General features: G+C 40.2%; 14 protein-coding genes and 1 pseudogene. 6 read left to right on the top strand and 9 right to left on the bottom strand.

Annotated elements, in window-relative coordinates:
* The first annotated feature begins 30 nt into the window (after positions 1-30).
* Positions 31-2,191, top strand: a pseudogene (locus FRE64_RS14495) (polyribonucleotide nucleotidyltransferase).
* A gap of 63 nt (positions 2,192-2,254) precedes the next feature.
* Here the strand turns inward: FRE64_RS14495 and FRE64_RS14490 are convergent.
* The gene (locus tag FRE64_RS14490) at positions 2,255-2,446 is read right to left on the bottom strand and encodes a hypothetical protein (RefSeq protein ID WP_146296879.1); all 192 of its coding nucleotides are present in this window, start codon (positions 2,444-2,446) and stop codon (positions 2,255-2,257) included.
* Positions 2,447-2,677: 231 nt separating this feature from the next.
* Between FRE64_RS14490 and FRE64_RS14485 the strand changes: the two genes are divergently transcribed.
* The 3 genes from FRE64_RS14485 (at position 2,678) to FRE64_RS14475 (ending at position 4,324) form a co-directional block, all read left to right on the top strand.
* Positions 2,678-3,250: a DEP domain-containing protein gene (locus FRE64_RS14485; RefSeq protein WP_146296878.1), complete on the top strand. Its 573-nt coding sequence runs from the start codon at positions 2,678-2,680 to the stop codon at positions 3,248-3,250.
* Between the two features lie 8 nt (positions 3,251-3,258).
* Positions 3,259-3,933 (top strand): OmpA family protein, encoded by a 675-nt coding sequence (locus FRE64_RS14480; RefSeq protein WP_146296877.1) that lies wholly within the window; start codon positions 3,259-3,261, stop codon positions 3,931-3,933.
* 196 nt (positions 3,934-4,129) lie between these two features.
* Positions 4,130-4,324, top strand: coding sequence for an RNA-binding S4 domain-containing protein (locus FRE64_RS14475; RefSeq protein WP_146296876.1), 195 nt, complete (start codon positions 4,130-4,132; stop codon positions 4,322-4,324).
* A gap of 34 nt (positions 4,325-4,358) precedes the next feature.
* On the opposite strand, the gene FRE64_RS14470 is transcribed toward FRE64_RS14475, so the two are convergent.
* A complete protein-coding gene (locus FRE64_RS14470) occupies positions 4,359-4,868 on the bottom strand; it encodes a hypothetical protein (RefSeq protein WP_146296875.1) in 510 nt (169 codons plus the stop codon).
* Between the two features lie 71 nt (positions 4,869-4,939).
* On the opposite strand from FRE64_RS14470, the gene FRE64_RS14465 reads away from it, so the two are divergent.
* On the top strand, positions 4,940-6,850 hold the full coding sequence (locus FRE64_RS14465; RefSeq protein ID WP_146296874.1) for an AMP-dependent synthetase/ligase: 1,911 nt from the start codon (positions 4,940-4,942) through the stop codon (positions 6,848-6,850).
* A gap of 35 nt (positions 6,851-6,885) precedes the next feature.
* Positions 6,886-7,335 carry a YlqD family protein gene (locus FRE64_RS14460; RefSeq protein ID WP_186709065.1) on the top strand — a complete coding sequence of 150 codons (450 nt, stop codon included), beginning with the start codon at positions 6,886-6,888 and terminating at the stop codon, positions 7,333-7,335.
* Here the strand turns inward: FRE64_RS14460 and FRE64_RS14455 are convergent.
* The 7 genes from FRE64_RS14455 to FRE64_RS14425 all read right to left on the bottom strand — a co-directional run bounded on the left by FRE64_RS14455 (position 7,332) and on the right by FRE64_RS14425 (position 13,822).
* On the bottom strand, positions 7,332-8,144 hold the full coding sequence (locus tag FRE64_RS14455; RefSeq protein ID WP_146296872.1) for a carbon-nitrogen hydrolase family protein: 813 nt from the start codon (positions 8,142-8,144) through the stop codon (positions 7,332-7,334). The genes FRE64_RS14460 and FRE64_RS14455 overlap by 4 nt on opposite strands.
* 91 nt (positions 8,145-8,235) lie before the next feature.
* Entirely contained in the window at positions 8,236-8,481 is a 246-nt protein-coding gene (gene psaC, locus FRE64_RS14450) for a photosystem I iron-sulfur center protein PsaC (RefSeq protein ID WP_006616272.1), read from the bottom strand.
* Between the two features lie 277 nt (positions 8,482-8,758).
* A complete protein-coding gene (locus FRE64_RS14445; protein ID WP_146296871.1) occupies positions 8,759-9,592 on the bottom strand; it encodes a DUF6159 family protein in 834 nt (277 codons plus the stop codon).
* Positions 9,593-9,673: 81 nt separating this feature from the next.
* On the bottom strand, positions 9,674-10,798 hold the full coding sequence (locus FRE64_RS14440) for an NAD(P)/FAD-dependent oxidoreductase (RefSeq protein WP_146296870.1): 1,125 nt from the start codon (positions 10,796-10,798) through the stop codon (positions 9,674-9,676).
* Positions 10,799-10,801: 3 nt separating this feature from the next.
* On the bottom strand, positions 10,802-11,233 hold the full coding sequence (locus tag FRE64_RS14435) for a BLUF domain-containing protein (protein ID WP_146296869.1): 432 nt from the start codon (positions 11,231-11,233) through the stop codon (positions 10,802-10,804).
* A gap of 65 nt (positions 11,234-11,298) precedes the next feature.
* Entirely contained in the window at positions 11,299-12,333 is a 1,035-nt protein-coding gene (locus FRE64_RS14430; RefSeq protein ID WP_146294724.1) for an IS630 family transposase, read from the bottom strand.
* Between the two features lie 361 nt (positions 12,334-12,694).
* Positions 12,695-13,822: a quinone-dependent dihydroorotate dehydrogenase gene (locus FRE64_RS14425; protein WP_146296868.1), complete on the bottom strand. Its 1,128-nt coding sequence runs from the start codon at positions 13,820-13,822 to the stop codon at positions 12,695-12,697.
* Positions 13,823-13,892 lie beyond the last annotated feature (70 nt).

Below are 13,892 nucleotides of genomic sequence, written 5' to 3'. Positions count from 1 at the left end.
AGCATAGTTACATAAGGAAAACAAACAGTAATGATGGAATTTGAACAGTCAATATCCTTCGACGGCAGGGATATTCGGCTCAAAGTTGGACGCTTTGCGCCTCAAGCAGATGGTTCAGTTTTAATTGAATGTGGAGATACTTCCGTGCTAGTCACCGCCACTCGCAGCACGGGACGAGAAGGAATTGATTTTTTACCTTTAATGGTGGATTACGAGGAAAGACTCTACGCTGCCGGTCGCATTCCAGGGGGGTTTTTACGGCGAGAAGGTCGTCCCCCTGAAAAGGTTACCCTAACCAGTCGCCTCATTGATCGTCCCCTACGCCCTTTGTTTCCGCAGTGGATTCGAGACGATATTCAAGTGGTCGCTACTACCTTATCTATGGATGAGTTAGTTCCCCCAGATGTGTTAGCGGTAACGGGTGCTTCTATTGCGGTAATTTGTGCCCAAATTCCTTTCCAAGGTCCCATGGCTGCAGTGCGTGTCGGATTAGTTGGCGATGACTTTATCATTAACCCCACCTATGACGAAATTAATAATGGGGATTTGGATCTAGTTGTCGCTGGAACCCCTGAAGGGGTAGTGATGGTAGAAGCTGGGGGCTAACCAGTTACCTGAACAAGATGTGATTGAAGCGATTGAGTTTGGTTATGAGGCGGTTCGTGATTTAATTGAAGCGCAACAGCAGTTGATGAAAGATCAGGGAATTGCCTTAGCCACTGAAGAACCGCCAGCTAGTCATCCTGAATTAGAAGAATTTATTAAGAAACAGGCCACAGAACCAATTAAAAAAGTTCTGCAACAGTTTGATCTTGATAAAAAGGGACGGGATGAACTGTTAGAGGAAATTAAGCAGAAGGAGATTGAAGACGCGATCGCGCAACGCTCTGAAGACGATCCCTTACGGGTGACGGTGGAAGAAAATCCAAAAGCCATCGGTAAAATTTTCAAGGAAGTCACTCGCACTCTCATGCGGAATCAAGTAATTGAAGAGAATGTTCGAGTTGATGGGCGAAAACTGGACGAAGTACGCCCCATTGAGTGCGATGTGGATGTAATTCCAAAACGAGTTCATGGGAGTGGGTTATTCCGTCGCGGTTTAACTCAGGTTCTTTCTTCAGCAACCTTGGGAACTCCCGGCGATGCCCAAGATTTAGCGGATGAACTCCATCCCAACGATGAGAAACGATATCTGCATCACTATAATTTCCCACCGTATTCAGTGGGCGAAACCAAGCCTCTCCGTTCTCCTGGACGACGAGAAATTGGTCACGGGGCGTTAGCTGAACGAGCCATTACTCCTGTTTTACCCTCACAAGATGATTTTCCTTATGTGTTGCGGGTGGTATCTGAGGTGCTATCCTCTGATGGTTCTACCTCCATGGGGTCAGTTTGCGGTTCGACTCTTGCTCTCATGGATGCTGGTGTGCCTCTCTCTAAGCCTGTGAGTGGAGCTGCTATGGGCTTAATTAAAGAAGGAGAAGAAGTTCGCGTGTTAACCGATATTCAAGCCCTAGAAGACTTCCTTGGGGATATGGACTTCAAAGTGGCTGGAAGTGAAACCGGCATCACGGCGTTGCAAATGGACATGAAAATTACGGGTTTAAGTCTAGAAGTGGTTCGTCAAGCCATTGAACAAGCCCGACCAGCGCGACTCCATATTTTGGAAAAAATGCTTGCCACTATTGACAAACCAAGACCCGAGTTATCGCCATTTGCTCCCCATCTGATTAATTACAAAATTGACGCTGATATGATTGGGTTGGTGATTGGCCCCGGTGGAAAAACCATTAAAAATATTACGGAACAAACAGGGGCAAAGGTTGATATTGAAGAAAACGGGGCAATGACGATTTCCGCCCGAGATCGAGAAAGCGCGATCGCTGCTCTCAATCAAGTCAAAGGTTTAACCCATAAAATCAGTGAAGGGGATGTTTGTGTAGGGCGCATTACTCGCATTATTCCCATCGGTGCGTTTGTGGAATTAATGCCTGGAAAAGAAGGGATGATTCATATTTCACAACTCGCAGAATATCGAGTAGGAAAGGTTGAGGATGAAGTAGCTGTTGGCGATGAAGTGGTCGTCAAAGTGCGGGAAATTGATAACAAAGGACGCTTAAACCTCACTCGTCTTAATATCCATCCTGACGAAGCGGCTGCCGCTCGAGCTGCTACAGAAGCAAAAGAATAACGCTATTCATCTAGCCTCATGAGGTTGTTGGTGGCTAAATTGCCCACAAACCAACTACCTCTGTTAGCGATTTGTTTTCGAGGCAACCATCCTTACGGAGGTGGAAAAATGGGAGGACTGAGAGGAAACGGATTTATTAGTATTCACCATCATTCGTTGCATCAGTTTTCCCCAATTTAAGGTAACTAATCGGGGTAAGAGTACACAGACACTGATATTAAAAGTTGTTACTAACGCAAATTCTAACCAAGACATAAAGATTTTACCTCTAACGAGTAACTTTCTCTAGTATGCAAGATAATTCTCAAAAAAGGCTCGTCAAAACAGTTAGAATTATTTTGGGTTTCGATAAGAAATTTTTAAGCGTGGCTTGCTTATAACCACATCAAAATAGATAATTAACCTTGAAATTAGAATTTTTTTAGACTTTGCTAATGGAGGTATATGCTTCTCCTCTCTCGCTTTATAGTTACAGTAGCTTAAAAAATGTTATTGCTGAGTGCGAAACAAGTCCAGTATTGTCAGGTGGCAAAAAGAGATCCCACAGGAAAGGTCGAAGTGATCCCTGGCATTAGTTATTACGGAAAGGTTTTTGTTCGCGGCGAAATTTTTCCCCTTAGTCAAAGAAATCGAGCGATTGAATATAGTCGTCAAAAGTTTAGCGAGTACAAAGAAAAAGTTTATATTCTTTTAGTAGAAGAAAAAGATCGGCTAACCCTTTGGTATGAAAATTCTGAAGTTACTGAATTATCTTCAAGTAACAATGAATACTTTACGGATTTTATTGCCACAATTGATTTAACTCAGTTAGTTTTTAAAATGCGGGGGAAGCAGGGAGTTCCACGAAAAAAAAGGCGTAGAGGATTCAGAACTTTTCGAGAATCTTTTTCAGGACGAGAAGCTGTTAACTGGTTACAACAATATCTTCAAATTAGTCGCGAAGATGCGATTCGTCTTGGAGAACGTTTATTGGATAATTATTTTCTCTCTCCTTTAACTATGAATATCAGATCTTTTCAAGATGGAGAAGTGCTTTATCGTTTTACAGCTGATGAGTAGTTTTTGTTATGGTTAAACGTAGATTTTATGCTGAAGAAAGCTTAGATGAAACCAATATTTGGACTTCTTTCACAGATTTAATGTCCAATGGATTTATGATTTTAAGCTTATTCCTATTTATTACACTAATTCGCATTTTTTTAATTGCACAGGAAAATGAACAACTCAAACAGGAACTAGAACTACAAACCACACCACCAGTTTTAATTATTCAAGACTCAGGAGAGTTTAGATTTCCTTCGGGAAGTGCTGTTTTGCCTTCAGCATTAGAAACTTATATTCAAGAAGAATTGGTCGCGAAAATTGAAGAAATTACAGCCGGAAGCCAAGCCTATACGGTAGAAATTGTTGGTCATACAGATGGGCAAATTTTAGGCGGTGGTAATAGTAATCTCGATAAGAATTTAGAGAATGTTGCGAGAGGAAATTCAGGGATGGAAACCTTGCAACCAGGTTCTAATACGGATTTAGGACTCATGCGATCGCTGGCTGTAGTCAAAAAGTTACAAAATATTCAAGCCCAAGGGCGATTAGAAGATTTACAGTTTCGGGCTTATTCTGCTGCCCAATTATTTCTGCCTAATTCTGATGAGTTTGCACCTGTTGATCGCCAAGAAAATCCCACACGGCGACGAATTGAAATTCGCTTTTCTCCTTTAGGAGATGCAGAAATTATTCGTTAATTTAAGTATAAATTACTAATATTTCCATTAATTTTCGTGAATTTTTCTCAGATTAAATTGACAAGCCACATTCGGCACCTGATCAAGAGTAATTCATTGAAAAATCGGAAACTGAATAGTTTGCTTGGATTCCTGACCATGGAGAAGCTATACTAGGGTTTCATCAGTTTTGTTTAATTAATGGGATTGTCCATCTATGAGTGAAACCATTAAACTTGATCAGTTCTTAAAATTCCAATGCATTGCCCAAACCGGAGGAGAAGCCAAAATGATGATTTGGGAAGAGGAGGTATCAGTTAATGGTGAACTTGAAACTCGTCGGGGTCGCAAGTTAGTCAATGGCGATCGCGTTACGGTTTTTGGAACCACCTATGTTGTTAATTTAGATTAATTATTTAGTTATTAATTCAAATAATTAGCGAAGACTAAAATAATTCCTGAAGCCTTTTTAAGGTCGTAGGAGTTAGTGGCAATTGGACAGCAATTTGTCGATCGCGATCGCGCATTAGTAAAATTCTATCTCCACCGGACTCACTAATTGACAACTCGGGCTCTTTCATTGATAAAGTGGTATAACGAATATTAGGAATCCCCACTCGAATGATCACCTTGGGTTGCGATTGAGGATAAATGTAAAGATTTTCCTGTATTTGATCTAACTCTAACTTAGAAGGAGTGAAGTTCCGCTCATCTTCAGAAAAGCTTTTTTGCCAATATAAAGTAATTCCTCTCATTTCTGATTTGAACATTACTAATTGATCATCAAACTTTTGAGGTTCCCAATTAATGCGTGAGGCATCTCCATCATCAGGAATTAATCGTTGCGAGATAATGACTTCCTTACCGCTTAAGTTATTCCACCAATCGCGGATGATTTCAAAATTTTTGCCATTATCAGGGTTGCTTCCCCCTTGTAACCAAGTAATAAGTGTCATAATTTCCCACCAAATTAAACTAAGATCATGTTAAAGCATTAGTCAGTAAGATTTAAATTATAAAAAAAACTATGACTCAGCAAACAAATACGCCAATTGACTATTCCAGCATCCAATCTTTACCAGAAATTTGGTCTCAAGTAGCGAGTCACTATGGAGAGGTGATTGCACTTGATAACCCTCATAGTGATCCTCCTGTCGAGATTACCTATAAGGAATTAAACCAACAAATTCAACAATTTGCAACTGGCTTACAAGCCCAAGGAATTGAACCTGATACAAAAGTGGCTCTCTTTGCTGATAATAGCCCACGTTGGTTCATCGCGGATCAAGGAACAATTAGTGCCGGGGCAGCAAATGTTGTTAGATCAGCCCAGGCTGATGCAGCAGAATTACTCTATATTCTCGATGATAGTGATAGTATCGCTTTAATTGTCGAAAATAATCAAACCTTAGAAAAATTAAAAGCAGACATCAAAAATCCGCCCATTCAATTAGTGATTTTACTCTCTGATGAAACCCCCGAGTTAGAAGGAATTAAAGTTCTAACTTATTCGCAACTAATGCATGAGGGAAGTAAGCATGAATTTACCCCTGTAACTCGCCAAGACAATGATTTAGCTACGTTAATTTATACCTCGGGAACAACAGGAAAACCGAAAGGGGCAATGTTATCTCATGGTAACTTTTTGCATCAGGTTCGTGCGATTGGGGATGTTATTCAACCACAACCAGCAGATAAAGCCTTAAGCATTTTACCCAGTTGGCACGCTTATGAACGGGCAGCGGAATATTTCTTATTATCTCGAGGGTGTCGGCTAGTTTATACCAATTTGCGGTCATTCAAGCAAGACTTAAAAGAACAAAAACCTGATTATATGGTGGGTGTTCCCCGTCTTTGGGAATCCATTTATGATGGTATTCAAAAACAACTTGCCGATCAAAGTCCAGCGAAGAAAAAATTAATTGCTGTATTTCTTAAAATCTCCCACCGCTATATCAAAGCCAAACGCATTAAAGAAGGATTAGATCTAAACAACTTACATCCATCCGGGGGAGAACGTTTACTTGCTTCTATTCAAGCCTTTTTCTTGCAACCTCTACATAATTTAGCCGATCAAATTGTTTATAAAACGGTTCGTCAAGCCACAGGAGGTAACTTAAAAAGCGTTATCAGTGGCGGTGGTTCTTTAGCCAAACATATTGATGATTTCTATGAAGTCATTGGCATTCCCTTGCTAGTGGGATATGGTTTAACCGAAACGTCTCCTGTAACTCATGCGCGACGGTTTGATCATAATTTGCGAGGATCAGCAGGAAAAGCGATTCCTGAAACGGAAACCAAAATTGTTGATCCTGAAACCAAACAGCCTCTCTCAGAAGAGGAAAAAGGCTTAGTGTTGATTCGTGGCCCCCAAGTGATGCAGGGTTATTATAAAAAGCCAGAAGCCACTGAAAAAGCAATTGATGAGGAAGGATGGTTTAATACAGGTGATTTGGGCTGGATTACGAAACACGATGATTTAGTCTTAACGGGACGGGCAAAAGATACCATTGTTCTCTCTAATGGGGAAAATATAGAACCGCAACCCATAGAAGATGCTTGTTTACGTAGCCCTTATATTGACCAAATTATGCTGGTGGGACAAGATCAGCGTTGTCTTGGGGCATTAATTGTACCGAATTTTGACGCTCTCAAAGCATGGTCACAAGAAAATAGTTTAGAGTTAGACTTTTCTGACCAATGGTTAGAACAAACCTTAGACAATTCCAAAGTGCAAAAATTATTCCGTGAGGAGTTGAATCGTGAAGTGAAAAATCGTCCGGGGTATCGTCCAGATGACAGAATTGGCGTATTTAAGCTGATTACAGAACCCTTTTCAGCAGAAAATGGCATGATGACCCAAACTTTGAAAATTAAACGCCCTGTCGTCAGTGAACGGTATCAAGATATCATTAACGGGATGTTTGTTAAGGGTTAATTTTGACCATGGCTAATTTAGAAGGAAGTATCCCCATGAACGAAGAAAGTAAAAGTTTATTACTGAAACGTCCTATTAACCTAAAAGTGATTGTTACGCAGCGTTGGAAAGAAGAAGTCCAGCAGCAGTTGCAATCGCAAATTAATAAGTATGATGAACAACTGCAACAATTAGAGAATCAGGGACAAAGCGCGATCGCGCAGGTTACTCAACAAGGTAGTAACCCCAGTGATCCCCAAGTTCAACAACAGTTACGTAATGTCCAGAATCAAGTTAATCAACAAAAAAGCAAAGTTACCGAACAAAAAAATCAATCTCTCCAACAACTCCAACAAGTGCAACTCTTAGAAGAAGGACAAGAAGTTGGTCAAGGACAAATGGATAGTTTTATCCGCATACAAGTAGGAGATAACCTAGTGAAAAAAATGAACGCCGAAGTGGTCATTAAAGATGGAATTGTCCAAGAAATACGAGGTGATATCTAGCCAAACACCCGATGATTGAGGACAGGCATCTGACGGCGCACTTGTTCTAAGCGGGAGGGATTAATTTCTGCAAGGGCTAGCCCGGGATCTTCTCCCGCATCACTTAAAATTAACCCCCAGGGGTCAATAATCATGGCGTGACCATGACTGGTGCGACGAGCATAATGATTTCCCGTTTGTGCCGGGGCAATGACATAAGCCGTGTTTTCAATAGCTCTTGCTTTTAATAATACCTGCCAATGATCTTTTCCTGTATAAGCCGTAAACGCAGCAGGAATCAGTAAAACTTCTGCCCCCTGTTTTGACAGTTGCCGATATAACTCTGGGAAGCGCACATCATAACAGACAGAAAGACCAATTTTACCTAATTCAGGAGAAATGGAAATGGGTGGAAGCGAAACACCCGCCTTAACCGTTTCTGACTCTTGATAGGTATTGCCATCGGGGAGATTCACATCAAAGAGATGGACTTTCTCATAACGGGCTAATTCCTCGCCATTTTTACCAATCATTAGAGCTGTATTGGAGACTTTGCCATCCCCAACAGGAATCGGGAAGCCACCGCCCACAATGGTAATTTGATACCGTTGCGCCATCGTTTTGAGGAACTTTTCACTCTTATGGGCAATTTCGCTAGCTTGTTTAACCTTTTCTGTTTCTTGTCCCAAAAAAGAAAAATTTTCTGGAAGCGTTACAAAGGCTGCCCCTCGTCGCACTGCCAATTCTACCAGGTCTGATGCAGTTGCCAAATTCTCCTCTAAATCTGGCTTACTGGTCATTTGCACCGCCGCGGCTAAATAACTTTTCATTAAACTGTCACTGTCTCCGAAATTTTTCACATAATAGAACCCCACCCCAACTGTTTACACAGCTAAAGTGGGGAATGGGTTTAGGTTAAACCTAATATGCCAAGCCCATACTGCGGGTAGTTTCTGCGCCAAGATAAACCCGAACGCTTAAGAAATCAGTGGGGCAAGCGGTTTCACAACGTTTGCAGCCAATGCAGTCTTCAGTGCGTGGAGAAGAAGCAATTTGACCTGCTTTACAACCATCCCAAGGCACCATTTCTAAAACATCCAATGGACAGGCGCGAACGCACTGGGTGCAACCGATGCAGGTATCGTAAATTTTTACACTATGAGACATAATTAAGACTCGCTCCTTAACAGATTTTTATGAAATAAGGACTCTTTCTGATTTAGTTTACCGCAAGGCTTTCACTGCACTAGACATACACAATAAGAAACTTTAAACTCTGTAACACTTCTGTTACTTTTTGCTGACCGTTACCTGACTCAGAGGCCATAGGATCTATTTTGATTTGATCGCTCAAAAGGGCTACTACTTCATTGTTTCCATTCATAAGGAATAGTAACCAACTGGTTATCATGTTTACAAACTGTAATGAGACTGATTAATAGAGTCATCTTCGTTTGGGGCAAAACGCATCAGCAAAAGCCTCGGTATAACCTTCGTCTAGAACCTCTCGATCCGTAGCATAAACAAACAGATAACATTTAAATACTGAGTTCACTGCTTCCGTTAATAGATAATCAACAATAAACGCAAGAACTCCTAATCCAGCAACCACACCAATGCCAACAGGAGAACCTGCATTAATGGCAAAAAATAAACCAATTCCTAATAGAATTAAGACGGGTAGTAGTAAAAGAAATCCAATTATTTTTAAGGAGAAATTCCCAATTAAGGCTTTTCCCCAAGTTGATCGTAAAGTTTCACCAGAGCGTTTAATGGCACCAATTGGTCCCAAGCCATTCATAACAATTACAGGCACAACAAAATAAGTGATCGCACTCCAAGTTACTCCCAAAATTCCTGTAACTAAGCTACTAATAGTCTCATTCTTTTCTAAAGCATTTAAAATTACACTAATGACTGCAGATAATATTGACCAACTAATAATTTGTGGTAAACGCTTAAAAGCAAAGGATAATCCATAACCTAAAGATGGATTATAGCCATGAAGAATTTTAAAAACACAAGCAATTAACCCTGTATTAAAAATCAAAACAATGGCATTAGTCACAAAGTAAAAAATAAATAATACAATGTAGAACCCTGCACTTGCTAAAATATTACCTGTGCCGCCTTGTAATGTTAAAAAGAAGGGAATAATAAAACTTGCTAAAATAAAAATTTCAGCAATTCCTGATAGAAGGGGGAAAATTAGTAGCTCTTTGTTTTTCCAAATTAGCCCGTAGCTGAGTTTAGAAAACCTCCAACTATTTTCCAGCATTATAAAATCTCCACTTTAATAATTGATAAGGCATATTCTAAATCATCCTCTATTCGTTTTCAACGTTAATTGAATATTGCTTTAATATTCGCTTAACAGCGATCGCGCAAATTTTTTCGCTAAAGGTGGTGCAAACAACAAGGTACTAGTAAATCCTGAAAACAGAAAAATTCCCTCATAACCATCTACCTCACCAATAGCTGATTCTCCTTTTGGGCTAAAAGCAATTAAACAGCGATGCCAAGTTGCTGGAACATCTTTTAAGCAGGGTAATAATTCTCCCACTTCTTCACGTAACCAATTTTCACTTTTTTTAGGATCAACTGGATAATTTAGATTACTCAAGAGACGGCTAATTTGACCAATACATAAGTGTTTATCTTGAAATTGAGCGACTCCTGGATCAATAATTGTATTAGCTATTTTTTCATTTTCTTGATCCCATAAATGTTCTGCAGTAGCATTTTTTTCTAAAATTAGCCGTTGATTCGTCGCTGGCATAATTAGGCTGTTTAATTGCAGATCAAGAGGAGGCGTTTCTAATAGTTCTGCTTGCGTAAAATAAACTGAACTTTTGATCCCGATATTCTTTAATAACTTTTGGGTTACTCCCCCTGCACAAAGAATGACTTTTTCGCCATAATAGTAATTGTTTTCTGTCCTGACTCCCTGAACTTTTCCAGCATTGATCAGCCAAGAAGTCACCTCCTCATACTGAATTTCTCCACCAAGGCGAGTGAAAGTTTTAAGATAGGCTTGGTTAGTTTTTGTAGGATTAATTTGACCATGAGGAAAATAAATTGATCCCGCGATCGCGCTAGGATTTAATAATGGTTCTATTTCACAACTTTCTGCCACGCTCAGCAATTGAGGCGGAATTTCACACCCTTGATATTGAGCTAAAATTTCTTCTGGGGATTCATCTTTTCTAATTGTGAGTAAAAGATTAATTTCTTGATACTCTGTATCTTGATCAAGAATCGTTGGCAATTCACGATGGAGGCGCATTCCCTCAGCGCACAGTTCTCTCATTTCAGGGGAAGTTCCGCACCAAAACGGAAGCCCCCCATAACTGTAACGAGTGGCATTATCCAGACTTGGATCCGACTCTAATAATAAAACTTTTCCCCCCTGTGCTTGCAACTCATAGGCTAAACTAGCCCCTGTAATGCCACCTCCAATAACCAGAAAATCATATTTTTTCATAACCTAAGCTGAAGCCACTAAAGTTGCTAACTCTTTTATAAACTCTAAACATTGATAGCTGGTCATCGCTCTTGGGTCAAATTCATTATAACCAGAATACTTCATGCTTAACTCCTTAACTTTTTTGGGAAACTGTTCTCCCATTTGCACCACTTTCATTGACCAATTTGTAAATAAACGATAGTCAATTTCTGTAAATTCAATTAACTGGCTTTTATAATGACGTTCATCTTTTAGTATCTTCTCATAAGTCCCACTCACTGCTTGTCGTTCTCCTTCTAAGACTTGTAAAAACTTGTTGTTTCTATAAGAAAGCATTCCCGAAACTCCTATAGGAGTATTATTTTTCTCTGACTTTTCCATAATATCCTTGAGATCAGGATAAGCTAACCCTGCCACTGCTTCACTCACATAAATTAATCGACAAAGAACCATTTGTGATTTCCCTAAAAAGTGTATTAACTGTTAATTTATTAATCCGTGCAGGAAATAGTTAACACCTAAAGGCCAGCATATTGAACTGGCTGAGCCCAAAAATAACGACTAATACGTTCGGGACATTTCTGAAGACTGTATAAATAAGAGCGAACCCTTTTCATGAGTTCATTACGATTACGGGGTCTTTGTCGTCTCATAGCATTGCTTTTAATGTCCTGATTGAGAAATTCATCGGGATTTCGTTCTGGGCTGTAGGGGGGAAGATAAAACAGTTCCAATTCATCCTGATGTTGAGCTACCCATTGTTGAACTTTACGGGAGCGATGTACTGGGTGGCGATCTACAATCAAAAAAACTTTGTTTTCCCTGGAGCGAATTAATCGGCGTAAAAATTCCAAAAAGACATCGCTATTAAATCCCCCTTGAAATACTTGAAAGCGTAGGGTTCCTCGATTGGTCAGGGCGGAAATTAAGTTGCAACTGAAACGTTGCCCAGTTCCTTCTACAATTGGCGTTTTCCCTACCTCAGACCAACAAGTCCCTGCTTGATGGTCCGAACGCAATCCCATTTCATCACCCCAATGAATCTCAGCTCCTTCCTGCTGTGCTCGCTTGTGAATCGCTGGATATTCATGAGTTAACCAATGCTGAAGCTGGTGAGGACATTGCTCACGAGCGCATTTGGCAGGCTTTTGTGGAGACAGTCCCCAACGACGCAGATAACGACCAATCGTCGTTTGAGAAAGAGTAATTCCCCAACATTGTTCAATGAGCTGAGATACGGCTTGTCGAGTCCAGAGAGTAAATGGCAGTTGTAGTTGTTCTGGGCTGTAATCCCGAATGAGACGAGTAATTGTCGTTACCTGCGATCGCGCCAAGGTAGGATGCTCACGACGACCTTGTTTACAAGCTTTGAGAGCTGTCTCACCCCCACGACGGTAACGTTGCACCCACTGATTAACTGCTGTACGAGTAACTCCAAACTCTTGGGCCACTTCTCCTTGAGAACGTTTGTTCTCAATCACTGCCATGACCGCCCTTTTACGGATTGCTTGTTGAGCTTGAGGGGGTAAACTCCGAGCGTCTTTTAATTGCATATAGAAAACTGCCGTACTTCACTTTCCCATGTTAACTATTTAGCGCACGGATTAATATATAAAATTTTATCACAATTCATAACTGATCTTATCGTCAACTTGAGTGATTTACTAAATCTATCTTAGGTTATTTGTCCTTTGTAACCTAATGACCAATGACCAATGACCAATGACTAATGACTAATGACTGATAACTCTATAGCAATATGATCTCATTTGTAAAAAGTAGCTTAACTGGCGATCCCCCCTAACCCCCCTTATTAAAGGGGGGAACTAAAGTGGAAGTTTACAACTAATTTAGGATTGCTATATTAACTTTCACAATCGCTATGAATCTCTACATCTAAAAAAAAGGCTATAGTTAATGACTAACAACAGTTTGACTTCCCACAGCTTGTGAAATATTGGTCAGCCCTTCTTGATCTAGTTTTTGAATTAATCCGTGTAAAATATTGCTGGTTAGGCTTAGCCCCTCATAAATCCATCCGGTATAAACTTGGATTAAACTTGCTCCGGCAATAATTTTTTCCCAAGCCTCCTCAGTGGTAAAAATTCCACCCACGCCAATAATCGGTAGTTGTCCTTTGGTTTGTTGATAAATGTAGCGAATTACCTCAGTAGCGCGATCGCGCAACGGTTTACCACTCACCCCCCCTGCTTCTTCCGTTATTGTATTTCCATTGATTAATTGAGTTTTCAACCCTTCCCGAGAGATCGTCGTATTAGTAGCAATAATTCCTGCTAGTTGATACTTTTGAGCAATAACTATTACCTCATCAATAGCTTCCCAAGATAAATCAGGGGCAATCTTAACAAGGATCGGTTTTTGGTGATCATTATTCTCTTGAATCGCATCTAAAATTAAACCTAACTGCGAACTATCCTGCAGCGATCGCAATCCTGGCGTATTGGGAGAACTGACATTAACCACAAAATAATCCCCAATCTCTCGCAACCGTAAAAAACTATTCAAATAATCCTTTGCCGCCTCTTCTAGAGGGGTAACTTTCGATTTCCCTAAATTAATCCCCCAAACCCCTTTTTCTCCTCTCATTGCTTGTTTTTCTAAGGCAGTAGCCAAAGTAGCACTACCACGATTATTAAACCCCATACGATTTAAAATTCCCTCATCCTCTAGAAGCCGAAACAGTCGCGGTTTCGGGTTTCCCGTTTGGGGTTTTTCTGTTACTGTTCCCAACTCGGCATACCCAAAGCCAAAATTATCCCAAATACTGGCAGCCACTCCATTTTTATCAAACCCAGCCGCTAACCCTAAAGGATTCGGAAAATTGATTCCCCATAGCGTTTGCGATAGTCTTGGATCATCGACAACCAATTGATTAGAAATTGTCTTTAATATTACATTTGCAGGAAACTGGTTTTGATTTTGTTCTAACCAACTTAATAACTTGAGGCTAGTTTCATGAGACACTTCTGGGTCAGCTTTTAATAAAGAAAATAAAGTAGGGCGAATGATTTGTTTATACATTCTTGATTATTTGTTTGTTGTCCTTCGTTGTTTATCCTTTGTCCTTCGTTATTCTTAAACCAATGACTAA

The sequence above is a fragment of the Euhalothece natronophila Z-M001 genome (assembly GCF_007904085.1).
Classification (GTDB): Bacteria; Cyanobacteriota; Cyanobacteriia; order Cyanobacteriales; family Rubidibacteraceae; genus Halothece; species Halothece natronophila.
The sequence above is the reverse complement of the archived record's forward strand: the minus strand, read 5'-3'. Positions and strand labels throughout refer to the sequence as shown.